Raw genomic sequence first — 26,288 nt, 5'->3', positions numbered from 1 at the left:
CATTTTTACTTCACCTCAAACACCGCCGATTCCCAAGGCCCCAATTCCAAATCGATCTCAGCCCCTTGATCAGTGACCCGGAGCTTCGTCTTCTTTTTTCCAAACATCAACTCTTTGATCTCCCGCTCGCCTTTTTCCAGATTCCATGTCTTCAGCAGTTCCGGAGAAAGTTTGAGTGTTGTTTTCACCGATTTGAATTCATCAAAGTTGGTTACCACTATTAGCTTCTGACTTTCATCCCAGCGAGCAAAAGCAAAGGCTTTGTCTGTGTAGGCTGGATTTTGCTTTCGGTTAAATGAATGCAATTCCATATACTCTCCCATCAGCGCCGAACTGTTTCTGGTGAAGTTCAGCACTTCGGAGTAGTAGTTTCGCAGCGCTTTTTCATTGGCTGAAAGTTGTCCTCCGTCAAATTTACCTCCGTTCATCCATTTCTGATGCTGCGGTACACCGATGTAATCAAAGATGGAGGTTCGGCTGGGATCACCAAAACCAGCATCTTCTGCTCCCGATTCGCCCACTTCCTGCCCAAAATAGATCATGGTAGGAGAAGTAGAAACCGTTGCAGAAACCACCATAGCAGGCATGGCTTTCCAGGGATTCCCCGCAAACTCCGGACTGGCAATGCGCTGCTCGTCATGGTTTTCCAGAAAGTGCAGCATGTGGTGCTCAATGTCTTTCAATCCTTCCAGAATAGGCACCAAATTATCCGTCGAACCATGACCCTGCATGATATGCTTCAGGGTGTCGTACAGCTCCACCTTGTCGTAGAGGTAATCCATTTTTCCCTTGTGGATGTAGTCTCTGTAGAGACTTGGGTTGTACACTTCGGCCAGAAGAAATGCTTCCGGATTGGTCTTTTTGATATGGGAATTCAAATAGGACCAGAACTCTACCGGAACCATCTCGGCCATATCAAAGCGGAATCCGTCCACTCCTTTTCCCAACCAAAACTGGGTGATGTCCTTGAACTTTTTCCATGAATCCGGCACTTCTTTGCCCTGCCAAAAGTCATAATGTGCTTTCCAATCCAAGGAATCCGCGCCGGTAGGCAGTTCGTCAAAATCCTTTTTTCCATCGGGACTTACTCCATAATTGATTTTAACTGTCTCGTACCAATCATAGAAATCAGGCTGAGCTAATCGTGAACCATTTCCTGTCCATTTAGCAGGGTTCTCATCAAATTTCCCGTCAGCCAAGGGATGCTTTTCCCCACCAAGTGGTTGATAGCCATTTTTGGGTTCGGGTACCTGAAAAGCTTCTCCCGGGATATAGTAAAAGTTGTTATCCTTGGCGTATTCGACCGTTTTATCATCATCCGCTCCGAAATCTTTCACTCCTTCGGGATTGTTTTTCCCCTCGTAATGCCGGGAAACATGATTGGGTACAATGTCGATGATCACTTTCATCCCATGCTTATGAGTTCGTGCAATCAGGGCTTCAAATTCTTCCATTCGCTTGGTCACATCCACGGCCATATCGGGATTGACCTGATAGTAATCCCGTACGGCGTAAGGGGAACCAGCCCTTCCTTTGATCACATCCGGATCATCTGAACTCACACCGATCTCCGGAAAATCTCCAATCACTCCATGATGCGGGACTCCCGTGTACCAGATATGGGACACCCCAAGCTTTTTGATCTCTTCCAAGGCAGTATCTGTGAAGTCGTTAAACTTCCCAACACCGTTTTCTTCCTTGGTTCCCCAAGGTTTGTTGGTGGTATTCGTATTGCCAAAAAGGCGGGTAAAAACCTGATAAACGACTATTTTCTGGGGTTTCATAGGTGTAGTGTCTAGAGGCTTTGGAGCTTGGCAGGAAAGGGCTGCAGCTACCATGACCGCCGGAATTAAAAATTTCTTCATCAGTTATCGAGTCAATCGGTACAATAAAATCGTATTTCTTTTTATCAAATCAGGGAATTGCTTCATGTTGATGGTTTCGCCTGGAGCATGCGCACCGCGACCCGAAGCCCCCAAACCATCCAAGCCGGGGAGAATTTCGGCCACATAGGCGATATCAGCCGCGCCCCGGCTTCCCGGATCGCCTGGCTTCACTTCACCCAATCCCATATCCAAACTGACCTGATTCAGGACAGCTGCCAATTCGAAGTTTTCTTCCCGAGGGCTCATAGATGGTATCCCATCTCGGAATGTGATTTCAGCATCGGTTTGATTGAGATTTCGATCCACTATTTCTTTCATTTTAGCACGGGTTCGCTCTTTTTGTTCTTCTCCCAAAAAGCGCAAATCTCCAGTCACGTAGGCTTCTCTTGCTACGATGTTGGTCTTCCCCAAGGCCTCTCCTCTTCCGGTGATGTCGTCATAGGAAATATCCGAACCGCCGATAATTTGTCCCGGGTTGAAGGTGAGGTACTGCTCACCGGCCAGTTCTTCCCGAAACTCTGTCAAAATTCGGGCAGCTTCATAGATGGCGCCATAGCCCACACTTTCGCGGAAAACCCCACTGGAATGACTTTGCCGACCGGAGGTTTTTAAAGTCCAGCCACTGGAACCTCTTCGTGCAACCGTTACCGTATTGAATCCCTGTGCTGTCTCATAGCCTAGGGCGATATCGTGGGATTTGGATCGCTCGATAAAATCTCTCCTAGAAAGCTCATTGTCTCCCGAACTTTCCTCATCTCCCATAAAATACACAGTCACGGTTCGGTCCTCCAAGAGTCCGAGTTCGTGAAGCGCTTTCAGGCTGGCAAAAACCAGCACATCTCCGCCTTTCATGTCATTGGCGCCTTGTCCGGTGGCAGTACTGTCATTCAGCCAAGTGAAGGGAGTGAAGGGCATGTCTTTTTCAAAAACCGTATCAATATGCCCGATCAGAAAGAGTTTTTTGCCTTTCGTTCCTTTCCGTGTGGCGACAAAATGCCCTGCTCGGTTCACTTCCGCAGGCACTTCGACCCACTCGGTTTGAAAGCCGATTTTTTCAAATTCCCGGGCGAAAACACGTCCTACTTCCCGCACACCTTCCTTGTTGAGCGAGCCGGAATTGATGTTGATGACTTCCTCGAGAAGTGCGACCGTCTCTTGGTAGTTTTTGTCGATCAGTTCTATCAGTTTCTGCTCGTCTTTATTGAGTTTTTGCTGCGCAAAGGAGAAAAGCGGAGACACCGCAAGGATTAGGATTAGGGTGAATTTTTTCATCTTTTTAGGATTTGAATTTTCGTGATTTCAACCAATCAGGAATGATGAATATAGAGGGTATCCCGAAAAGTAAAAATAAAGTGATTGACTTGAAGCCTGTAGGGAGTTTAGTTTGATTTCCCAAGCCGATTTCAATCGTATTGAAGGTTAAAAAAAGGAAGGTGAAAATGACAGCTACATTGAGTATACGAATCATTCTTCCATATTTCTTTTTCTGAGATTCGCTTTCACTTGGATTAACTTTGAACGGCAGATTAATTAATTCGGGAAGGGTACTGATAAATCGAATTATCAGATACATAAAAAAACCAAGGATTGGAAAAACCCAAATTACCCCCTTTCCCGCAAAGGCATCAGGAAGACCATCCGATCCAAAATGTCTTGGTAGACTGTCTGGAAGTCTTTCATAAAAAATAGTGGGAATAGCAAAGAGGGCTAGGATTGCAATTATACCTAGAATATCAAGGGTCAGATCAAAAGGATGAATCCTGCTTTTTTTCATAGGCGAAAAATAGGGGAAAATTTGGGTGGTGGCAAAGTTGGAATTTTAATCAGAGGATATTGGATTAAAAATTTGATACGGATCGCCCCTTTGGGGCTCTTGGATATCGAAATCTATGGATATTTCCCAGAATTGAATTCTGGGTTAGAACAGGGCGTGCCTTTGGCACTTATCTAATATTCCGGTTTAAATACCAATAGCGCTGAAGGCGCATTTTGTGTAAGCCCCAAATTCAATTTGGGGTAACAAATTTGGGATAACAATAGGAATTCCAGGGATTAGAGCCCTGAAGTGCCAGTCCCGATTAGCAAAAGCGATATCGGGAGGGCGAGATGTCATGTTCTAGATTATTTGATCAAACCCATCAGAATTTGACATGAATCAAAAGTCAATTCCCTTCTAAATTCAAATTTGAATTTTAGCTATTTTGGACGCAAACCAAGTTAATAGGACTTCGTTATTCAACATAATCACCAAATTCAATCAATATGAAAACCCTTTTCGCGAGCTTCGCTTTTTTTCTATTTTCCGCCCTGGCAATTCAGGCTCAAGATGCTGATGCTATTTTGGGAGTTTGGAACAATACCGAGAAAGACGGACGGATTGAAATTTACAAGGAAGGCAATAAATACTTCGGGAAAATCATTTGGCTAAAGGAGCCGACTGATAACGGCAAGCCTAAAACCGATGAAAATAATCCGGATGAATCGCTACAGGATAAACCAATTTTGGGCCTAGAGATTTTAGAGGGATTTACTTTTGAAGATGGTTCTTGGGAAAATGGGACTATATACGATCCTAAAAATGGGAAAACCTATTCCTGCGTGATGACCTTGAAGGACAAGGATATTTTGGAGGTTCGAGGGTATATCGGCGTTTCTTTATTTGGGCGTACGGTCGAATGGACTAGGGAAAAGTAGTAGCTATTCTCTCCCTTGGTCAGAATTCCATTGAAAATTTGGCTAATATTAGGCCTTCAACAGACCTATTATTATGGCCAATTTTAATATCGATGCCGACAAAAACCTAACCTACGACGCCATTGTCATCGGTTCGGGAATTAGTGGAGGCTGGGCAGCAAAGGAACTTTGCGAAGCCGGACTCAAAACCCTTGTCCTCGAGCGGGGACGTATTGTAGAGCATGTGGTGGATTATCCTACCATGACGCTGGATCCTTGGGAGCATGAACTCCGAGGAGGACTTACACCTGAGCAAAAAGCCAAACACCTGAAAGGCGGGCGTTCAGGTTTTATCGGAGCTTTCAATGAGCATTTTCATGCCAATGATCTGGAAAATCCCTACACGGAAGTCAAGCCGTTTATGTGGGTGAGGGCTCATCAAATGGGTGGTCGATCCCTGCTTTGGGGAAAGCAAACCTACCGCTGGTCAGACCTCGATTTTGAAGCGAATGTTAAAGATGGGCATGGGGTGGATTGGCCGATTCGATACAAGGATATTGAGCCTTGGTACACCTACGTGGAGAAATTCGCTGGAATCAGTGGGGAAGCTATAGGTTTGCCCCAGTTACCGGATTCTCATTTTTTGCCTCCTATGGAACTGAATTGTGTGGAAAAACACGTCAAGGAGCGTATCGAGAAGGATTTTAAAGGGCGAAACATGATCATCGGAAGGGTAGCTCATCTGACCGAGCCTTTGAATGGGAGGGGCAAGTGTCAATTTCGAAACCGATGCGATCGGGGATGCCCTTATGGAGCATATTTCAGTTCCAATGCGGTGACGCTACCTGCTGCCAATGCGACTGGTAACCTAACCATCCGGCCTTTTTCTATCGTACAGTCTGTGGTCTATGATGAACAAAAAGGGAAGGCCTCTGGGGTGCGTATTATCGACGCCGAAACCAGCGAAGAGATTGTGTACAAAGCCAAAATTATTTTTGTAAACGCATCTACGCTGAGTACCACCCAGATTTTAATGAATTCTACTTCCAGCCGATTCCCAAATGGTTTGGGAAATGACAGCGGAGAACTCGGACACAACTTGATGGATCATACTTATCGAGTCGGTGCGATGGGAACTGTTGAAGGTTTTGAAGATCAATATTACAAAGGTCGCAGACCAAACGGAATCTATATTCCGCGCTATGTCAACCTCAAAGATGGACCTCAGTCGGATAAATTTGTCCGTGGCTTTGGTTTCCAAGGCGGAGGCGGCAGAGCCGGATGGGGAGCAGGAAGCAATCAGGAGGCTTTTGGAGGAGATTTCAAAGACGGACTGATGAAGCCCGGACCTTGGGAGTTTTTCATCACCGGTTTTTCCGAATGCCTTCCTTACCATGAAAATCAGGTTTACTTAAATAAAGATGTGTTGGATAAATGGGGTCAACCCACGCTCTCGATCGATGCGGAATGGAAAGCCAATGAACTTGCACTCAATGATCAGGCGAGGCAGGATGCCAAGGAAATGCTGGAGCGAGCCGGGCTGAAAGATGTCATGGAATTTGACAATAAACATGAGATGGGCTTTGGAATCCATGAAATGGGAACTGCCCGAATGGGTAGAGATCCAAAAACCTCCGTTTTGAATGGGAACAATCAAGTGTATGGATGTGAAAATGTATTTGTCACCGACGGGGCATGCATGACCTCTTCCTCCTGTGTCAATCCTTCCTTGACCTACATGGCACTCACCGCCCGAGCTGCTAATCATGCCGTATCCGAACTCAAAAAACTCAACCTCTAAGCCATGAACAGACGCGACGCACTTAAAAAATCCGCTCTGGCACTGGGAGCAGCTGCTGGAGCTCCTACTTTACTGAGCTTGTTACAGTCCTGTGCGCAGCAGGATCGATTGACCTGGACTCCTCAGTTTCTATCCGAAGACCATGCGAGGTTTTTGTCCTCTTTCGTGGATTTCCTTTTGCCCAAAACCGAAACTCCGGGAGGTTTGGATGTGAAGGCAGATGTTTTCATCGACCTGATGTATGCTAAAACCTACGACGAGGAAGGGCAGAAGCAAGTAGTGGCTGATATTGAAAAATTCAATTCAGATTGCAAAGAAAAGTACGGAAAAGTATTTGCTGAGCTTTCTGAAGAGGAAAAAGCAGCCTGCTTCAAGGAGCAGGAGGCTAATTCTCCAAAATTTGCCAAAAAAGTATGGGGAGGAGATGTAGGCCCTCGGGAGCCAGTCGGGTTCTACAGAGGTCTGAAATCCACCGTACTTTGGGCCTATTTCAGTTCGGAAGAAATCGGAAAAAATGTCCTCAGTTATGATCCAATTCCTGGAGAATACCGGGGCTGTATGCCACTTTCTGAAATAGGAAACACTTGGAGTTTATAAAAATCAAAGCCGGGTTTTGCCCGGCTTAGTTTTTCTATTATGGATATTCGCTTTCTTACCAGTATTGACAAAAAGTCGGCTTATTGTCTGCTGAATGGATCAGAATCCGGAAGCTTCGGACTTCGGTCTTCCAACCAGTTAAGCAAAGAAAATAAGGGAAAGGCATGATTGCTGATAATCAGATTTTCTAATTATTCAATACCTGATTTTTCCATCAGTCTTTGAACAATCTGCATCGCGTAGCGCTGACCGATCTGCATGGTTTCTCCTGAGAGTTGAGGATTGATTTCCAAAGTTTTCTTTCCGATAGGAGAGGAGTAAAACTCAATCAGCTGAAGCATTTCTTCCTCAGTGTAGTATTTTTTGTAAACTTCCCCAACTTCAGCAATCAGCGCATCAGAAGTGATTTCTGCTTTGAATTCATCCCAAAACTCCGCAGGCACTGAAGCGGAAAATGCCGGGTTTTGCTTCATCATGTCCACCATTCCACTCATGGACTCTCCGATTTGCATGGCTTCCATCAAACGGCTGACAGTTTCATCGGATTGAGCCTTTGAGATGTTTGGAAGGATCAAACAAAAGAGGGCGATTGAAAAGATAATTTTTTTCATAAATGAAGAATTTAAAAGATATAGTAGTGTTTTGTCCGGCTATTTACCGAAAAACTTTTAATTTCTAAAAAATAAGTTTGAGTTTTTTTTAAATCCCTATTCCCCAGCTACTCCCGTCTGAATCTTTTGGTTTGATGCTAAAGGTCTCTCTGGTTCTTCTTCCACAGAAATTGCAGCCAAAACCTGAATAGCATCTCTTTTCACCAGCTCAAAGGCATCCTTATTCTCTGCCAAAATCGGTTCAGATGGTGGGATTTTTTCGCGAAGCCAATCTACTTGCTTTCCATGCTTCCAAAAACGGAAACAAAGATGCGGGCCTGTTGCCAAACCTGTGCTTCCCACATATCCGATCACCTGGCCTTGGCGAACTCTAGTCCCTTTTTTGATGCCTTTACCAATTTTGGACATGTGGAGGTACTGAGTAGAGTAGGTGCCATTATGTTTGATTTTGACATAATTGCCATTTCCTCTGCTATAGCCCGCTTCGACTACCGTACCATCGCCTACAGTTCGAATTTCTGTGCCTCGAGGCGCTGCATAGTCTGTGCCTAGGTGTGGTTTGTAGCGTTTTTGCACCGGATGGAATCGTCGAAGATTGTATCGAGAGCTTATTCGGGAATATTTCAAGGGATCGCGAAGAAAGGCCTTTTTCAAGCTGTTGCCCTCCTGATCAAAGAAGTTCATTTCCCCATTTTGCTCAAAAGGAATTGCATGATAAGGTTCGCCCATGTGCTCGAAATAAGCTGTTTGAATGCCTATTACCCCGACGGATTGATCTTCTACAAATTTTTCATCAAAAACGACCTTGAATTTATCTCCTTTCTGCAAACGCTGAAAATCAACAGACCATCCGTATAAATCTGCGAATAAGTCGATCAGGTCTGGGCCGACACCTTTTTCGATCATATCCACATAAAGCGAAGTTTGGATCACCCCGCCAATCTCACGGGTACGGATTTCCGCCGGCTTTTCCTTTTTGTAGATTTCCAAACTGTCCAGGTCAAAGACTACATATTCGGCAGCATTGGGTTCGTAGATAAAATAACGTGGCTTTACTGAAGTGGAATCTTCAGCAGTGATCAGTTTAAAATTCTTATTGAAAGCGATGTTTCTTACATCAAAAATTTCTTTGGATTTTTTAGCTAGCTCATCGATGATCTGATAGGGAACTTCAAATGGGGAAAGAATACTACCAAGTGTTTGATTTCTGGCTACTGTTCCCTCTATAATATTGAGTCCGGTGACATCTATTCCGTAGAGAAATTTAGCATTTGGATCGACGGCTAAGCTGTCTGTTTCTGAGATTTGATCGTCGAGGCTTTTATCGATATCTGTATTGGATCGGTCTGAAAAGTAATAGAAAGCTGCAAAAATTATTGCAAGTCCGAGAAGTCCGAGCCATTTATTGTTCATGAGGGGAAATTTGGGGTGAATAGAATGCTATCCGAAGGAAAACAAATGATGTATTTTCTCCAAGTCTTTTAACAAAAACTATTCCTTCTAAGGATAGTTTTGCTAAATTTTTCAAATCCTTCAGCTATTTAAGGCAAATCTCTCGAAATCTTTCAGTATTGGTCCTTATTCTCATCAAATAGATGATAGGCGAAAGCACAATTTTTTATCTTTGGCGTCCAAAACCAAATTTTGCTATGTATAGAAGTCACAACTGCGGCGAACTTCGCCTAGACCATGTCAATACTCAAGTCACTCTTGCAGGCTGGGTTCAGCGAGTAAGAAATAAGGGAGGCTTGATTTGGGTGGACCTTCGGGACCGCTATGGATTGACGCAGTTGATTTTGGAGGAAGGTTCCACTGCCAAAGAACTGCTTGATAAAGCCGGATCCCTGGGCCGGGAATTTGTCATTCAGGCAAAAGGTACCGTGATCGAGCGGACATCTAAAAATGATAAAATCCCAACAGGTAGTATTGAGGTGAAGGTAGCGGAACTCGAGGTCTTGAATCCAGCTAAACTTCCACCATTTTTGATCGAGGATGAAACTGATGGAGGTGACGATCTTCGGATGAAATACCGATACCTGGATTTGCGCCGGAATGTAATCAGACAAAAGCTCCAATTGCGTCATCGCATGATGCAGGAGACTCGGAAATACATGGATGCAGCGCAGTTTATCGAAGTAGAAACACCCGTCCTAATCAAATCAACTCCAGAGGGTGCAAGAGACTTTGTCGTACCGAGCCGAGTGAATCCGGGGGAATTTTATGCTTTGCCGCAATCTCCCCAAACTTTTAAACAGCTTTTGATGGTTTCGGGTTTTGACCGGTATTTCCAAATAGTCAAGTGTTTCCGTGACGAGGATCTTCGGGCAGATCGACAGCCTGAGTTTACTCAGATCGACTGTGAAATGTCTTTCGTGACACAAGAGGACGTACTTTCCATGTTCGAAGGGCTTACCAGACACTTGTTCAAAGAGGTAAAGGGAATAGAATTGGAGGAGGTCGGAAGAATGACCTTTGCCGATGCTATGCGATTTTATGGAAATGATAAGCCGGACCTTCGCTTCGATATGCGATTTGTGGAATTGAATGACCTTGCAAAAGGCAAAGGCTTTGGAATCTTCGATCAGGCTGAGTTGGTAGTAGGTATATGTGCCAAGGGAGCTGCAGAATACACCCGCAAGCAATTGGATGCCTTGACCGAATGGGTGAAAAGACCGCAGATTGGAGCTAAAGGCATGGTATATGTCAAGTATAACACAGATGGATCGTTGAAGTCGACTGTGGATAAATTTTACGGACAAGAGGACTTGACGGCATGGGCAGACGCTTTTGGTGCGGAGCCCGGCGACTTGATGCTCATTCTAAGTGGAGATACGAAAGTGGTGAGAAAGCAGCTTTCTGAGCTTAGATTAAAAATGGGAGAAGATTTGGGTCTTCGTGACAGAACAGTCTTCAAGCCTCTTTGGGTTGTAGATTTTCCTCTACTAGAATGGGATGAGGAGACAGAGCGATACCATGCCATGCACCATCCATTCACCTCTCCCAAGCAAGAGGATATCCCGCTTTTGGATTCCAATCCAGGAGAAGTGCGTGCCAATGCATACGATTTGGTAATAAATGGAGTGGAAATCGGTGGAGGTTCTATTCGAATTCATGACCGAGCCACTCAGCAATTGATGTTCAAGCATTTAGGCTTTAGCGATGAGGAAGCTCAAAAGCAATTTGGATTTTTGATGGAGGCTTTCGAGTATGGAGCACCTCCTCATGGTGGCATCGCCTTCGGTTTTGATCGTCTTTGCGCCATCTTCGGAGGCTCTGATTCCATCCGGGATTACATTGCCTTCCCGAAAAACAATTCAGGAAGAGATGTGATGATTGACTCGCCAAGTACCATTGCCGATGAGCAGCTGCAAGAACTTTCTATTCAGCTTGCCTTGAAGAAATAGGTCTTTATTCAGGTCTGAGGATGTAGGATCGGATTCCCATGACTATGAGTAATTGAGCAATCACATAAGTACCCATGATCATGATTCCAGCTTCGGGAAATTCAAAATAGAATTTGTTGATAGCGATCATGCCATCTGAGACAAAGAAAAAACAAGCCCCGACAAATACCTGCCAAAATGAGTCGGGGTTTACTCTTTTAAATCGTTCTCGAGCGGTAGTCACCATACTCACGATGATGATAATGTAGATGACAACGGGGATTTTTAGCGGACCAAGATTATTGTGAATCAGGAAATAGACAAAAGCTGCAGCAATGTAAATGGGCAGGTTGAAAAAGAACGTTCGGATGAAATTCACATTAAAAATCCGGTTTGGGTTTCGCTGTGAAATCTTAAAGGCGATGATGTAACAAACCTGAGCCAAAAGGAAGGCCCCTAATCCGTAAATGAACAAATTTTCCCATAGTAGCAGGACATCTCCAATAAGTGAAAATATCAGTGCTCCCATCATGGCTTTAGAAAGCAATGTCCAAGAAATTGGCTTTGTGATTAAGTAAAAATAGATGATCAAACTTGTGACTATCAATGGTTTGGAATAAATTCGTGCCTCATCAAGGCCTTTGATAATCAGCGCAAAGTCTGCCATCGATGCGAACAAAAAGAGGTAAAGCCAGAGTATGTTTTTGTTTTTCAAGCTAGGTGAGGATTTAATGTCAGGATTTGAAGAGGTGAAAATAGAAAATAAGTCTTACATCAGTTAAGGCGATTACAGAGAAATATTATTTGACTAATTTCCATCAAATAAAAATAAAATTTTAAAAAATGGAATTAATCAGAATAAAAAATTAAAAACCGATAAAATTTGATGATTTAGCGAATATTTATTCTGACCCAATGTTAAGAAAATGTTAATAAATGCTAAATTTGCGCAGTAAAAATTAACACAGAGTACCCCGCAAAGAAGTATGTCAAAATTACCTTTGCGCTGTAATTGATAAAACCAACTTTTACTAAACCAAAAAAACATGAGGCAAAATTTACTCAAAAACTTAGTGACTGTTCTTTTGCTGGTATTCAGCAGCACATGGGCAATGTCACAAGGTGTGACGACAGGTAACATCCAAGGGGTGGTGACTGAAGTATCAGGCGAACCACTTCCAGGTGCCAACATAGTCGCGACACACGAGCCATCCGGTACCCGTTACGGGGCAGTGAGTAACTTGGAAGGTCGATTTGTACTTCCAAACATGCGTGTAGGTGGACCTTACACAGTACGAATCACCTTTGTGGGATTCGAAGATCGTCTATTCGAAGGTATCGTTTTGGGTCTAGGTCAGACTTATACCCTGAATGCATCTCTTTCTGATGGATTGGAATTGGAAGCAATCGAAGTAATCGCCTCCCAAGATGCGATCATGAATGCTGATAAAACCGGTGCAGCTTTGAACTTGACAGGAGATAAAATCAACTCTCTTCCAACGATCAACCGTAACATCAATGACTTTACACGTTTGACTCCTCAGTCTAACGGAACTTCATTTGCAGGTACTTCTAGCCGATTCAATAACTACACCATTGACGGTAACATCTACAATAACAACTTCGGTCTTGGATCAGGTCAGTTTGCCGGATCCAACCCAATCTCCCTAGATGCGATCGAAGAAGTACAAGTTAACTTGGCTCCTTACGATGTGCGTTTGGCAGGATTTACCGGAGCATCTGTAAATGCTATTACTAAGTCAGGTACAAACGAATTTTCTGGATCTGCTTATTACTACTTGAGAAACGATCAAATGATCGGTGATAAAGTAGGTGAGACAAGATTGCCAGTAGATGACTCTAAAAACGAAATCGTAGGTTTCCGTTTAGGTGGTCCAATCATTAAGAACAAATTGTTCTTCTTCGTTTCTTACGAAACAGAAACTGAAGCTGTACCAAGTTACACAAAAGTAGCTGCCCGTCCAGGTTTAGAGCCTGATGGTTTGACAGTTTCCAGAGTTCCTGCTTCTGATCTTGACTTCATCAGCAATCAGTTGCGTTCGCTTTATGACTACGAAACTGGTCCTTACGAAAACTATCCTTTTGCCTCTGAGCAGGAGCGTTTCAATGCAAGATTGGACTTCAACATCAATGACAATCACAAATTGTCAGTGAGATACAACAACTACACGGCTTTCACAGACGTGCGTACCAACGGAAACTCTATCCGTTTCATCTCTACTCGATATAGAAATACTTCTAGAACAGGTATTGAAGCGATGAACTTCCGTAATACCAACTACACCAACGACAGAAATGTACAGTCTTGGGTAGCTGAATTGAACTCCAGAATCGGAGCTAACATGTCAAACCAATTCAACATTGGTTTCACATCAATCACAGATCCTAAGCGTGGTATCCCAGGTGGACAGGCTTTCCCATTCATCGAGATTTTGGAGCCAGATGCTTCAGGTAACTTGCTTTATTACACCTCTGTAGGTAATGAATTGTTTACTGTAGGTAACTTGTTGGAAAACAACATCTTCAACGTAACCAACAACTTCTCCCTATACAAAGGAAAGCATACCTATACATTTGGAGCTAACTTTGAATACATGACCTTTGACAACGCGTTCAACCCTGTATTCAACGGTTTTTACCGATTCAATAGCTATGATTCATTCGTTGAATCAGTTATCAACAGAACTCCTGGAGCATATCCAGATGCTTTCGCAAAGAGCTTTGCCCTAGACGGATCTACTACTCCTCCAACCGATCAGACTCGATTTGGACAGTTTGGTATCTATGTACAGGACGAATATCAGGTAACCTCTAAATTGAAAGTGACTGGTGGTCTTCGTGTAGACTTCCCATTCTACCCTATCGATATTCCAAGAAACCAATTGTTGGATAACTTGAATAAGACCTTTGAAACTCCTGATGGAACAATCACTCCTGATGTAAGTACATTCCCTAAAGTAAATCCTCTTTGGTCTCCACGTGTTGGTTTCAACTGGGATGCAAAAGGTGACAGAACTACTCAAGTACGTGGTGGTACAGGTATCTTCTCAGGTCGTATTCCATTTGTATGGCTTTCTAACCAAGTAAATGGTTCAGGTGTGGTTCGAGGTGGACTTGGATATGAAGGTGATGAAGTAGCTGAGGCTTTCGGACCTAACTACGTATTCAATCCGGATGTAACTTTCGGAAATCCTGAGAATCCTGGACAGTCTCTTTCTAACGAATTGAACTTGACAGACCGTGACTTCAAGCTTCCTCAAGTTTGGAGAACCAACTTGGCAATCGATCAAGTGCTTCCTTTCGGAATCATCGGTACTGCTGAATTCATCTACTCCAGAGACGTAACTACTCCGATTGCTTACAACCCAGTAGTTCGTACTCCTGATGGTACACTTAACGGACCAGATCAGCGTCCTTTCTGGAATGGCACTAACTATTCCAATGATTCTGATTTCCGAAACGTGTTCTACTTGACCAATGCAAGAAGAAATGCTAACTACTACTCTATCACTGCTCAGTTGCAGAAGGAGTTTGAAAATGGTTTCTCTGCTATGGTTGCCTACACCAGATCAAGATCTCAAGATCTGGATGCAGCGGGAGGTTCTCAAGCGATCTCTTTGTGGCCAGCGACTGTTCAGTCTGACAGAAACAACCCTGAGTTGAGCTTTGCAGGATTCGATGTTCCAAACCGTGTGATCGGTACTCTATCTTATCAGACAGAAACTTCTACCATCACCTTGTTCTATGAAGGTGCTGATGCAGGCCGATTCTCTTATACTTACTCTGGAAACTTTGGGGACGCATCTAACCGATTGATGTATATTCCTAACTCTGCAAACGAGTTGAACTTCCAAGAATTCACGCTAGGAGGTAGAACGGTGACTGCAGCTGAGCAGGCTACTTTGCTTGATGCATATATCAACCAGGATGAGTACCTAAGTGCTAACAGAGGTTCTGTTGCTGAAAGAAATGGTGCATTGAGACCATTTGTTAACAGATTCGATCTTCGATTCACTCAGGATTTGGTATTCACTAATGACAAGAAAAACAGATTGCAATTATCTATCGATATATTGAACATCGGTAACATGTTCAACTCTGAGTGGGGCATCCAGAAGTTTGCTTTCCAAAACAACCTATTGAACTATAGAGGTATCAACGAAGCTGGTGAGCCAGTTTACAGATTGAATACAGTTCCAGGAACTTCTGACTTCCCAACTGAGACTTTCCGTACTACCACTTCATTGGGTGATACTTGGAGAATGCAAGTTGGTATTCGATACATATTCAATTAATTCTTACAGATTTTATGAAAAAAGGCACCTTTTCGAGGTGCCTTTTTTTATTTTGCAGCATATAAGGATCAAAACTTTCGAAAAATGAGGCACTTACCTTTGTTGATTTTTTTCTTTTTGGCATCAATTAATTTGGCAAATGCTCAAACGGATTCGCTGGTTTTTAAGAATACAAATCTCATCATTGGAGAGATAAAAAGTATGGACCGTGGAGTAATCATCATAGAGACGGATTACTCTGACAGCGATTTTAAGGCTGAATGGGAGGAAATTGTAAAAATCCAATCCAAGACCAACTTTTTGATAAGCTTAGTGGATGGAAGGAGATTTAATGGAAAAATAAGGAGTGTATCAGATAATGAAGTTAAGATCACCTTTTATGATCCGGAATCGCTTATTAGGCTAAAGAAGAAACAGATTTCAAAAGATACTGAAGGCTCAGAATCAATCATTGTCCCCATTTATGACATAGTTTATTTAAACGCCCTGGATGAAGGTTTTTGGAGCAGACTTTCTGCAAGTATAGATTTTGGGTGGAGTCTTACAAGAGCCAATAATCTACGGACTGTCAATCTCCGAAGTGGTTTGGGTTATTTGGCTGATCGATGGAAATTTGGATCATCATTTAATGGTCTCCGTTCCACTCAAGATGAAATTGAGCCTGTAAGAAGGTCCGATGGGAATATCTCCTATGTGTACTTTCTCCAAAAAGACTATTTTTTAATTTATGATTTGACCTATCTATCGAATACAGAGCAGTTGATAGCTTCCCGAGTCGGTAATAAAATCGGAATTGGTAAATATGTGGTCAGGACGAATAAGTCTTATTTTGGTTTTCAGGTTGGGGCCAACTTAAACAATGAACAATTTTTGGACGATAGTCCTGGAAAGAGGTCCGGTGAGTCCTTTTTAGGGGCGGAAGTAAGTCTTTATGATATTGGGGACCTGAAATTGCTAAGTAATCTTACCACTTACCCTAGCTTAACTGAAAAAGGTCGATTCAGGGCGGATTTTAAGCTGGATATCAAATATGAATTCTTGTCGGATTTTTATATCAACCTAGGAACTACTCTCAACTTTGATAATCAGCCTGTAGAATCAGCAACTACCCTCGATTACATTATCCAGACTACAGTAGGTTGGAGTTTGTGATTTCCTGAATCAATTGACCTTTTCTGAGTTATTGTTTCAATTCGAATCAATAAACATCCTTGATTTTTTCCTTTGGTCGAAGCCATCTGCCTTCAGTATGTTTTTCGCAATTTATTCTAGTTGATTGTGGATACTTTTGTGTAATTGAACCAAGCTAGGTCTATCCGAGTTTAGCCTTCATGTTGCACTACAAAAGATATCCGAATCCCAAATCTGACGAATGGGTGGTCTTTATCCATGGGGCCGGAGGCTCTTCGGTGGTCTGGTATAAGCAGATCAAGGATTTTCGGGAAGAGTTTAATCTATTGCTCATTGACCTGAGAGGACATGGGAAGTCTACCAACTTGCCGCAGGCCATATATCAGAAGGAGTACACCTTTGAAGATGTTACGCAGGATGTTATTGAAGTTTTGGATCATTTGAAAATGCCTCCTGCACATTTCATGGGGGTATCACTAGGTACTATTTTGGCAAGACAGTTGGCAGAAATGGAGCCCGAAAGAGTCAAATCATTGGTTTTAGCAGGTGCCGTGACTAGGCTCAATGCGAAATCAAGAGTTTTGGTATTCTTAGGAAATACATTCAAAAAGGTAATTCCTTACATGTGGCTTTACAGTTTGTTTGCGTACGTGATTCTTCCTAGGAAGCAGCACACTGAATCCCGGAATTTATTTATCCGGGAGGCGAAAAAGCTTTGTCAGAAGGAATTTATCCGATGGTTCAAATTGACCGCAGATATCAATCCGCTACTTCGATATTTCAAAGAGGTAGAAATAAAAATCCCAACCTTATATGTGATGGGAGATCAGGATATCATGTTTTTGGAACCTGTGAAAAAAATCGTCAAAGAACATAAAAATGCCAGTCTTAAGATTCTTCAAACTTGCGGGCATGTCGTAAATGTGGAGCGCCCTGCAGAATTTAATCAGTATTCAATGGCTTTCCTTAAGAGTATAAACTAATAATCAAATCCAGTACTTTTCTGTATGAACAAGCAGACAAAAATCATCCTTTTTGTAGTCATTCTTCTAGTAGTGGCCGCAGCAATTTTGTACCCAAGACTTGACCTCAGAAAGTCAAACGACACTTCTGTAGCGTCTGCGGGAGCAGGTCCTGGACAGCCTTCTGCCCTACCTGTGAAGGTGGTTAAGCTTCAAAGAGAGACCCTCACCAGTCAGCTTCAGGTGACAGGTAGCATTCTAGCCAATGAATCGGTAAGCATTCGTCCTGAAGTGTCCGGCTTGGTCACTAGAATAGCCTTCAAAGAAGGACAATATGTAAAAAAGGGTACGCCACTTCTTTACTTGGATGATGATGAGTTGCAGGCTCAATATCAACGCCTTCAATACACTCAAAAGCTTTATGAAACTCAAGAGAATCGTCAAAAACAACTTTTAGAAAGAGAAGCGATCAGCCAGGAAGAATATGATATCGCTCTTAACCAGTTCAATACAACAATTTCTGATATCAAACTGGTCGAAGCCCAACTTGCAAAGCGAATCATTCGAGCGCCATTTGATGGAATTCTTGGCCTTAGGGAAGTATCTGAAGGAAGCGTGATTGGAACGGCTGATGTCATCACAAATATTGTGAATATTGACCCGATAAAGATTGATTTCTCCATCCCTGAGCGATACAGCAATCAGGTTGAAGTAGGGGCTCCGATTTACTTCACCAATGAATCTTCCGAAAAAGAATTTGAAGGAACTGTTTACGCATTCGAGCCTCAGATTGATGCGGCTACCCGAACGATGAAACTAAGGGCTCAAAGCCCTAATAAGGATAATTTATTTCTCCCAGGAATGTATGTGCGAATTCGCTTTATCCTAGGAGAGACAGAAGATGCATTGATGGTACCTGCAGAATCCGTGATTCCGGAGTTGCAAGGTTATAAGGTATATGTGGTGGATGCTGAAAATAAAGCTCAAGAGCGAGTAGTCGAAATCGGCACCCGGACAGATACTCAAGTACAAATAGTCAGTGGTCTGGAAGAGGGAGATCTCGTCCTTGCCACGGGAGTCCTTCAAGCGCGACAAGGAATGCCTGTAGAATACACACAAATCAACTAAGATGGCTAGCTTATCCAATCTCAGTATTAATAGGCCGGTTTTGGCCATCGTGATGTCCCTGATCATCCTACTTTTTGGTTCTATTGGGATTTCACTTCTAGGTATCCGGGAGTTTCCCAGTGTTGATCCGCCTGTAATTAGTGTGCGTACAAATTATGTGGGTGCCAATGCCGACGTGATTGAAGCACAAATCACTGAACCGCTAGAAGAGGCCATTAATGGTATTCAGGGGATCAAATCTCTGACTTCGACCAGTAACGATGGTTCCAGTAGCATTACTGTTGAGTTTGACGTGGGAGCGGATTTGGAAGCTGCTGCCAATGACGTGCGAGATAAAGTCGCAGGGGCACAGCGCAACCTTCCTCCAGATGCAGAGCCTCCGGTAGTATCCAAGGCTGATGCCGACTCTCAACCCATTGTATTTTTGAATGTCAAAAGTGACGAGCGGACCCTATTGGAGCTTTCGGATATTGCTGATAATATTTTCAAAGAAAGACTTCAGACCATTCCTGGAGTCAGTAGAGTTCAAATCTGGGGTGAAAAAGAGTATGCCATTAGGCTACGTATGGACCCTTTGAAAATGGCGTCTTATGGAATCACTCCACTTGATGTTTTGCAGAAAGTACAGTCTGAAAACGTAGAATTACCATCAGGACGAATAGAAGGAGAAACCATTGAACTGTCTGTCCGAACAAAAAGTAGACTTTCCACGCCACAGGAATTCAATCAACTGATCATCAAAGAGGATAAGAATAATATTGTTCGTTTTCAGGATGTAGGAAAGGCGGAATTGGCGGCTCTCAATGAGCGAACTGTACTCAAGCGGGACGGAGTTCCGATGGTTGGTGTAGTATTGGTTCCATTGCCAGGATCTAACAATATTGAAATCGTCGATGAGTTTTACAGACGACTTGAATTTATCAAAAAAGACTTGCCGGCAGATGTAGGTTTGCAGATTGGTTTTGATTCTACGCAGTACATCAGAGATTCGATTTCTGAGGTACAGGAAACCATCATCACTGCCTTCATCCTGGTGGTTGCAATCATCTTCCTGTTCTTAAGAGACTGGAGAACTACTTTTATCCCGGTACTGACTATTCCTATCTCATTGATTGGGGTGTTCTTTATCATGTACTTGCTAGATTTTTCCATCAATGTTTTGACTTTGTTGGGGATTGTACTGTCAATTGGATTGGTAGTGGATGATGCGATTGTAGTGCTGGAGAATATCTACGCCCGAATAGAGAAGGGCGAAAAACCACAAGATGCAGCAGCCAAGGGCGCTGAAGAAATCTTCTTTGCGGTAATTGCGACCACAGTTGCACTCGCAGCGGTATTCTTGCCAGTGATTTTCCTAACCGGAACGACCGGAAGGCTATTTAGAGAATTCGGAATTGTAGTAGCAGGAGCCGTAATCATTTCATCTTTTGTGGCCTTGACTATGACCCCGATGTTGAGCTCAAAATTGCTGAAGCGTCGAGAAAAGCATAATTGGTTTTACAATAAGACAGAACCAATTTTCGTATGGCTTAACGATGGATACGATGCCTTATTGAGTCAATTTTTCAAGGTGAGGTGGATTGCATTTCTTTTGATTGGAGTAATGGGATTTGGGATTTATTGGATGTTCAACGAAATCCCTTCAGAACTTACGCCAACAGAAGATAGAGGTGAAATCCGAATTAATATGTCGGGTCCAGAAGGTGCTACCTTCGGCTACATGGATCGCGTGATCGATGAGATGGTTGCTGATTTCAAAGCGACCATCCCAGAAGAAGAACTGGCTGGGATCATCTCTGTAACTTCACCGGGCTTTGGTACGGCTAGTACCAATTCGGGTTTTGGGCGATTGATCTTGACTGATGCTGAAAACAGGACCCGATCGCAGCAGGAAATTTTCTCGGCAGTCAATCAAAAGCTTGCTGGATATACAGCTGTCAGAGCATTTGCTTCCCAGCCTCAAGCAATTGGTAACCGTCGAGGAGGCTTGCCTATTCAGTATGTGCTTCAGGCACCAACTCTTGAAAAGTTGAAGGAGGTCATCCCTCCCTTCATGGAAAAAGTTGGTCAAAGTCCTGCCTTTATCTTCTCTGATATCAATTTGAAGTTTACTAAGCCGGAGCTTGAGATCGAAATCGATCGTGAAAAAGCTCGAAATATTGGTGTCTCAGTTCAAGAGATAGCCCGGACCTTGCAATTATCATACTCAGGACAGCGCTTTGCCTATTTCATCATGAATGGTAAGCAGTATCAGGTAGTAGGAGAGATGCAGCTTGAGGATAGAAATGAGCCATTGAATCTAAGAATGCTCTATGTCCGGGCTGAAAATGGGGAGTTGGTTCAGTTGGATAATTTGGTGAGGGTTGTTGAAACAAGTACTCCACCTCAGCTTTACCGTTTTAATCGATTTGTATCAGCCACCGTCTCTGCAAACTTAGCCGATGGCTACACCATCGGTCAGGGACTTGAAGAAATGGACCGTGTAGCAGATGAAGTGCTGGATGATAGCTTTTCGACCGATGTTTCTGGACCTTCAAAGGAATTCCGGGAGAGTTCTAATAGTTTGATCTTTGCGTTCCTGTTTGCATTGGTCTTGATCTATTTGGTTCTTTCTGCTCAGTTTGAAAGCTTCAAAGATCCGCTGATTATCATGTTTACAGTGCCTTTGGCATTATTTGGAGCGCTCTTGACTTTATGGTCTTTTGGCTTTACACTGAATATTTTCTCTCAGATCGGAATTATCATGCTTATTGGTTTGGTGACCAAAAACGGAATTCTGATTGTGGAATTTGCCAATCAGCGAAAAGCACAGGGCATGTCTGTGAATGAGGCAATTTATGGAGCAGCAGTCGCTCGTTTCCGGCCGATCTTGATGACCTCACTTTCGACTATTTTGGGTATTCTCCCTATTGCTCTTGGACTGGGAGCCGGTGCAGAAAGTAGGGTACCGATGGGCGCAGCCGTAATCGGAGGACTTACTTTCGCCACTATTTTGACATTGTTCGTCATTCCAGCTATTTATACATATCTGACTTCTAAAGAAGCAAGACTCGCAAGAACCTGATGAAGAAAATTTTGATAGGCCTGATTTTAGGCCTGATGACACAGCCTTTACTAGCACAAGACCAAGAACCGCTGGATTTGGAAAAAGCCATTCAGCAAGGATTGGAGAATAATTTTCAGGTCAAAATTGCCGTGGAGACGATCAGTCTTCGACAGGGTGAAATTGGTCTGGGTTGGTCTGCTTTCTTTCCGGTGGTGGATGCGATTTATACTCGAAGCTATGCTAATGAAGATGTGGTTCAAACCTTTCGGAATGATCCTGAAACGCCCATAGAAATTCTAGGGGCAAGAACTCAATCAGAAAATTTTACAATGGCTGCAATTTATGGGTTTCGTCCCGAGGCAGTTGTTGCGATCAAGCGGCTTGGCCAACTCGCTGAGATTTCTGAATTGGATGCAAAAGTTGCGGTTGAAAATACCGTAGCAGCGATTTCTACAGCCTATTATCGATTGGTTTTGGAGCTTCAGCGTTATGAAGTTTTGGAGCGCACGCTCGAACTCAGTCAGGCAAGATTGGATATTGCGCAAGCCCAATATGAATTGGGTGGTGCAGGAAAAAGAGATTTTCTGACTGCAGAAGTCGATTATAACACGGATTTGAGCCTATTGAAAAGTCAATCCCAGGTAATCGAAGCTGCTCGGATTAATCTCAATGAACTGATGGCTCTTGAGCCCGGTGTTAAATTTTTCGTCAATGACACGATCACGGTGGGTGATGAATTGAGATTGCTGGATTTGGAAGAAAATGCCTTGCTTCAAAATAAGCAGTGGCTGATCACCCAGCGGCAGGAAAACGTAGCCTTCCTACAGCTTCGAGAGCTTCAGGTCGCAAGACTGCCTGCGATCAACTTGAATGCAAGCTATGCAGACAATACTTTTAATTCCGTTGCTGGTTTTTTGATTCAAAACCAACGATCCGGTTTTAATTACGGAGGCAATATTTCCTTCAATCTCTTTTCTGGATTTGCACTCAACCGTCGGATTCAAAATGCCAAGGTGCAGCAACGAATTCAGAATTACACGGTGGATCAATTCGAGATTCAGCTGAAATCAGACCTCTACCGGGCATTTAATACCTATATGAACAATCGGGAGCTTCTGGAAATCGAGCAGCGTAACTATGCCGTGGCCAAGGAAAGTAGCGAGATAGCATTGGAGCGGTTTCGATTGGGTATAGCCTCGTATCTGGAGTTTCGGGATGCTCAGGTCAATTTGTTGACAGCAGAAAATAGACTGATCACTTCCATTTACAATATCAAAGAGCAGGAAATAGAACTCATGCGTCTATCAGGGAAAATTTATTTTGAAAACAGCTCTGATCAATTGCCTCTGAACTGATTTTTAAACTTCATCGGTATCCGCGTGAAGATGACCAAATTGTATTTTGGCATACCATTTGACTATCAGGCTTTTCGAACCAACTGAGAGTTGATCTCTCGTGTATGTACAAAGCCTTTCGAATCATTAGTACCTTTCTAATTCTTAGCTTATTTGGGGTTCAGTGCACCTTTTTAGAAAAGTATTTTCTCTCCCCTGAAGATGAGCCATCTTATTTTCTAGATCTCAAGGGGATCAAAAATCGAGGAACTTTACGGGTTGCTGTTGATAATAATTCGACGGGATACTACATCTACCGAGGTAGAATGATGGGGTACGAGTATGAGATGCTTCGTGACCTTACCGAAGAATTGGAGCTGGGTCTTGAAATCAAGGTGCTCACGGAAATCGATGAAGCATTTGATCAGTTGAATTCCGGAGGAGTGGATTTGATTGCCATGAATCTTGAGTTTGATTCTTTGAGGTTTCAGAAAGGAAATTTTTCGAAACCTCTTGGCACCATCAACACCGTCTTGGTTGGGTCAACCAATTCGCCTCGTATTCAGAGTTGGGAAGATTTGGAGGGGGATACCATCTATGTCAGAAAAGGAACAATCTACAAGTCACAGCTTTGTAGGATCAAAGATTCCTTGAATGTGAATTTTACCATTGAAGAATCTAAGCTTCACGAGGAAACACTGATCGAGAAAGTGGTTTCGGAGGAAATTCGGTGGACGGTAGCCGATCAAAATATTGCGAGAGCAAATGCAACCTATTTCGATGGACTGAATATCTCCTGGAAGATATCTGAGGCCAAAGAGGTGGGCTGGCTTGTTCGGAAAAACTCTCCTCAGCTCCTTCAAGTTGTGAATACTTGGATCGAGGAAAATGAAAAAAAGTTGATTCCTATCCTCTATTCCAAATATTTCTTGAATTCCAAGAATAGTTATTACCGTTCTACGAGTCCCTTTTCATCTTTGGCAGGCAATCGTATTTCGGTTTTTGATGATCTGATCAAAGAAGGCGCCAGGGAATTGGGTTGGGATTGGAGACTATTGGCTTCTTTGGTATACAGAGAGTCTCGCTTTGATACGGCAGCCACTTCTTACGCTGGAGCCCAAGGCTTACTTCAGCTGATGCCGGTTACCTTGGAGCGATTTGGGGTAGAAAATCCAAATGATCCGATCGAATCTCTTAGAGGAGGAGTTCGATACCTGAGGTATTTGGATAAGTTTTGGTTGGAGCGGGTACCCGAAGTCAATGAGCGAATCAAGTTTATTCTAGCCAGCTATAATATTGGTCATGGACACGTAGAAGATGCTTGGAGACTAGCCTTGAAATACGGAGCCAATACCCAAACATGGGAAGAGGTAGCAGAATACCTAGCCCTCAAGAGCGATCCAGAATATTACTTAGATCCTTTAGTACGAAGTGGCTTTGCCAAGGGGCATCTAGCTGTAAACTATGTACGGGATATCCTAAGCGTATTTGAATCCTATAAGGCTTTGGTCGAGCCTTAACTTACTCTTTTAGCTCAAACAGGGCCTCAATTTCAACCGGGATATTATCCGGCAGCGAGCCCATTCCCACTGCAGAACGAACCCCAATTCCATTATCTTCTCCCCATATTTCTGCGAAAAGCTCACTACATCCATTGATGATATAAGGGTGCCTTTCAAAGTGCGGTACGCAGTTGACCATGCCCAAAACTTTGATCACACGCTTTACCCGGTCCAAGCTTCCCAAATTAGCTTTGATTGTGGCAAGCATAGCTAGACCAACTTGTCTTGCTGCTAGTTTTCCCTGCTCGGTATCCAAGTCTTCGCCCACTCTGCCGATAATTAAAGTTCCATCGGATTTGACCGTGCCATGTCCGGAAAGGTGTAGGTATTTTCCATCGATTAGGAATGGTTTATATACACCAAGAGGTTTTGGTGCAGGAGGGAGTTCAAGGCCTAGTTTTTTAAAGTTTGATTCTGGAGAGTTCATTTTTTATAGGTGTTTAAATCCAAGTTTAATTTAGTGTAGATACTTGATATAATCTAACTAATCGAGCATTGACCAATGATCTCTTTCAGCCCTAGATAAAAAAGTCTAAAATCAATACGCCAATCAGTCCAATGATGGCAACCAATGTTTCCATCAAGGACCAGGTTTTGATCGTGTCTTTGATACTTAGATTGAAAAATTCCTTATACATCCAGAATCCCGCATCATTGAAATGAGAAAACATCAAGCTTCCTGCTCCAATGGAAAGGACCAATAAGTTTGGGTCTACGTTCATTGTATGGATAATGGGAGCGATAATTCCTGCGGTGGTCAGACCGGCTACGGTAGCAGAACCCACGCAAACGCGAATAATTGCAGTGATAGTCCAGGCAAGAATCAGTGGGTGGATGGGCCAGTCTTTGAGGCCATCCGCTATTTCCTGACTCACTCCTGAGTCGGTAAATATCTGCTTCAATGCTCCTGCTCCAGCTACAATCAGCAAAATCATGGCAATATCTTTGGTGGCCTGAGTGTAGCTGTCCATGAGTTTTTTCATAGAGGTTTTTCTTCGAATGCCTAGCGAGTAAGTAGCATAGAGCACTGATACAAGCATCACCACTCCGGGGTCACCCAAAAAGCCGAATAGAGGTCTTAAAGGACTGCTTTCTGGAAGTCCCAAGCTAATGACAGTAGTTGCAATCAGTAGAAAAACAGGCAAAAGTGCGGTAATCAAGCTATTGGCTATTCCAGGTAATTCGCTTTCCTCCCGGACCTCCGCTTGGAAAGTTTCCAAGGGCTTGGCTTGGATATTTTTCAGGCTTTTAGCAAAAACAGGCCCTGCCAATGCTACTGTAGGAATGGTGATCAACAAGCCGTAGAGCAAGGTTAAACCCATATTGGCATCAAACTGTGCGACAAGGGCTGCAGGAGATGGATGAGGAGGTAGAAATCCATGGGTCACTGATAAGGCTGCTAAAAGTGGAATACCCACATACACGGCGGATAAGCGATATTGATAGGCAACTGTGAAGGCCAGAGGCACTAAAAGGACAAAGCCTACATTGTAGAAAAGGGGAATTCCAACAATGAGGCCTGTGAGTGACATGGCCCAAGTGATGCGGTTTTTGCCAAATAGTTTCATCAAAAAGCCCGCTATCCGCTGTGCAGCGCCGCTCTCGGCCACTAATTTCCCTAACATAGCTCCCATCACGATGACCACGACCAAATCCCCAAGCAGACCTCCCATTCCTTTTTGTACCGAACCTGCAATCTGATCGGCAGGGAGGCCCAAAAAAAAGCCTGCTACTATGGATGAGATCAGAAAGGCTAAAAATGGATTGAGCTTGGCCCAAACGATCAAAATCACCAATAAGGCAATACTGATCAGGACGAGAAGGATGGTCATAGGTTTTTGCTAGGTTGGAATTTCAA

The 26,288-nt window shown here is 43.3% G+C and carries 19 protein-coding genes; 11 read left to right on the top strand and 8 right to left on the bottom strand.

The features are described from left to right. Nucleotides 1-5: 5 nt before the first annotated feature. Genes OU792_RS10760 through OU792_RS10750 form a run of 3 tightly spaced genes read right to left on the bottom strand, consistent with a single transcriptional unit; the run spans nucleotide 6 to nucleotide 3,660 of the window. Nucleotides 6-1,865, bottom strand: coding sequence for an alpha-amylase family protein (locus tag OU792_RS10760; RefSeq protein WP_274670165.1), 1,860 nt, complete (start codon nucleotides 1,863-1,865; stop codon nucleotides 6-8). Nucleotides 1,866-1,868: 3 nt separating this feature from the next. Then, nucleotides 1,869-3,158 carry a M20/M25/M40 family metallo-hydrolase gene (locus tag OU792_RS10755; protein WP_274670164.1) on the bottom strand — a complete coding sequence of 430 codons (1,290 nt, stop codon included), beginning with the start codon at nucleotides 3,156-3,158 and terminating at the stop codon, nucleotides 1,869-1,871. 4 nt (nucleotides 3,159-3,162) lie between these two features. Further along, nucleotides 3,163-3,660 carry a DUF1648 domain-containing protein gene (locus tag OU792_RS10750; RefSeq protein WP_222583928.1) on the bottom strand — a complete coding sequence of 166 codons (498 nt, stop codon included), beginning with the start codon at nucleotides 3,658-3,660 and terminating at the stop codon, nucleotides 3,163-3,165. A 488-nt stretch (nucleotides 3,661-4,148) separates the two neighbouring features. Here OU792_RS10750 and OU792_RS10745 point away from each other — a divergent pair, with 488 nt between their 5' ends. From OU792_RS10745 to OU792_RS10735, 3 genes are all read left to right on the top strand, one after another. Further along, entirely contained in the window at nucleotides 4,149-4,580 is a 432-nt protein-coding gene (locus OU792_RS10745) for a DUF2147 domain-containing protein (RefSeq protein ID WP_222583927.1), read from the top strand. 73 nt (nucleotides 4,581-4,653) lie between these two features. Beyond that, nucleotides 4,654-6,360 carry a GMC oxidoreductase gene (locus tag OU792_RS10740; protein WP_274670163.1) on the top strand — a complete coding sequence of 569 codons (1,707 nt, stop codon included), beginning with the start codon at nucleotides 4,654-4,656 and terminating at the stop codon, nucleotides 6,358-6,360. A 3-nt stretch (nucleotides 6,361-6,363) separates the two neighbouring features. Then, nucleotides 6,364-6,957: a gluconate 2-dehydrogenase subunit 3 family protein gene (locus tag OU792_RS10735; RefSeq protein ID WP_134199621.1), complete on the top strand. Its 594-nt coding sequence runs from the start codon at nucleotides 6,364-6,366 to the stop codon at nucleotides 6,955-6,957. Between the two features lie 191 nt (nucleotides 6,958-7,148). Here the strand turns inward: OU792_RS10735 and OU792_RS10730 are convergent, their stop codons facing one another. Continuing rightward, nucleotides 7,149-7,568 carry a DUF2059 domain-containing protein gene (locus tag OU792_RS10730; protein WP_051260912.1) on the bottom strand — a complete coding sequence of 140 codons (420 nt, stop codon included), beginning with the start codon at nucleotides 7,566-7,568 and terminating at the stop codon, nucleotides 7,149-7,151. A gap of 96 nt (nucleotides 7,569-7,664) precedes the next feature. Further along, nucleotides 7,665-8,981, bottom strand: coding sequence for a peptidoglycan DD-metalloendopeptidase family protein (locus tag OU792_RS10725; RefSeq protein WP_274670162.1), 1,317 nt, complete (start codon nucleotides 8,979-8,981; stop codon nucleotides 7,665-7,667). A 236-nt stretch (nucleotides 8,982-9,217) separates the two neighbouring features. Here OU792_RS10725 and aspS point away from each other — a divergent pair, with 236 nt between their 5' ends. Further along, on the top strand, nucleotides 9,218-10,972 hold the full coding sequence (gene aspS, locus OU792_RS10720; protein WP_274670161.1) for an aspartate--tRNA ligase: 1,755 nt from the start codon (nucleotides 9,218-9,220) through the stop codon (nucleotides 10,970-10,972). A 4-nt stretch (nucleotides 10,973-10,976) separates the two neighbouring features. Here the strand turns inward: aspS and OU792_RS10715 are convergent, their stop codons facing one another. Continuing rightward, nucleotides 10,977-11,666, bottom strand: a complete 690-nt coding sequence (locus OU792_RS10715; protein ID WP_100629206.1) for a lysoplasmalogenase — start codon at nucleotides 11,664-11,666, stop codon at nucleotides 10,977-10,979. Nucleotides 11,667-11,997: 331 nt separating this feature from the next. Between OU792_RS10715 and OU792_RS10710 the strand changes: the two genes are divergently transcribed. From OU792_RS10710 to OU792_RS10680, 7 genes are all read left to right on the top strand, one after another. Continuing rightward, nucleotides 11,998-15,267, top strand: a complete 3,270-nt coding sequence (locus tag OU792_RS10710; RefSeq protein ID WP_134199626.1) for a TonB-dependent receptor — start codon at nucleotides 11,998-12,000, stop codon at nucleotides 15,265-15,267. A gap of 84 nt (nucleotides 15,268-15,351) precedes the next feature. Then, on the top strand, nucleotides 15,352-16,419 hold the full coding sequence (locus OU792_RS10705) for a DUF481 domain-containing protein (protein ID WP_134199628.1): 1,068 nt from the start codon (nucleotides 15,352-15,354) through the stop codon (nucleotides 16,417-16,419). Nucleotides 16,420-16,598: 179 nt separating this feature from the next. After that, entirely contained in the window at nucleotides 16,599-17,381 is a 783-nt protein-coding gene (locus OU792_RS10700) for an alpha/beta fold hydrolase (protein ID WP_134199630.1), read from the top strand. A 24-nt stretch (nucleotides 17,382-17,405) separates the two neighbouring features. Further along, a complete protein-coding gene (locus OU792_RS10695) occupies nucleotides 17,406-18,488 on the top strand; it encodes an efflux RND transporter periplasmic adaptor subunit (protein ID WP_274670160.1) in 1,083 nt (360 codons plus the stop codon). A 1-nt stretch (nucleotide 18,489) separates the two neighbouring features. Then, on the top strand, nucleotides 18,490-21,552 hold the full coding sequence (locus tag OU792_RS10690) for an efflux RND transporter permease subunit (protein ID WP_274670159.1): 3,063 nt from the start codon (nucleotides 18,490-18,492) through the stop codon (nucleotides 21,550-21,552). Next, nucleotides 21,552-22,889, top strand: coding sequence for a TolC family protein (locus tag OU792_RS10685; RefSeq protein ID WP_274670158.1), 1,338 nt, complete (start codon nucleotides 21,552-21,554; stop codon nucleotides 22,887-22,889). Before OU792_RS10690 ends, OU792_RS10685 begins: the two co-directional genes overlap by 1 nt. A 104-nt stretch (nucleotides 22,890-22,993) precedes the next feature. Next, complete coding sequence (locus tag OU792_RS10680) at nucleotides 22,994-24,388, top strand: transglycosylase SLT domain-containing protein (protein WP_274670157.1); 1,395 nt, start codon at nucleotides 22,994-22,996, stop codon at nucleotides 24,386-24,388. A 1-nt stretch (nucleotide 24,389) separates the two neighbouring features. Here the strand turns inward: OU792_RS10680 and OU792_RS10675 are convergent, their stop codons facing one another. Next, nucleotides 24,390-24,857, bottom strand: a complete 468-nt coding sequence (locus OU792_RS10675; RefSeq protein ID WP_134199639.1) for a RidA family protein — start codon at nucleotides 24,855-24,857, stop codon at nucleotides 24,390-24,392. 91 nt (nucleotides 24,858-24,948) lie between these two features. Continuing rightward, nucleotides 24,949-26,262, bottom strand: coding sequence for a gluconate:H+ symporter (locus OU792_RS10670; RefSeq protein WP_134199641.1), 1,314 nt, complete (start codon nucleotides 26,260-26,262; stop codon nucleotides 24,949-24,951). Between the last annotated feature and the right edge of the window lie 26 nt (nucleotides 26,263-26,288).

Source organism: Algoriphagus sp. NF (genome assembly GCF_028823735.1).
GTDB classification, from domain to species: Bacteria; Bacteroidota; Bacteroidia; order Cytophagales; family Cyclobacteriaceae; genus Algoriphagus; species Algoriphagus marincola.
Note: the sequence above shows the minus strand (reverse complement) of the source record. Positions and strands in the feature narration are given on the sequence as shown.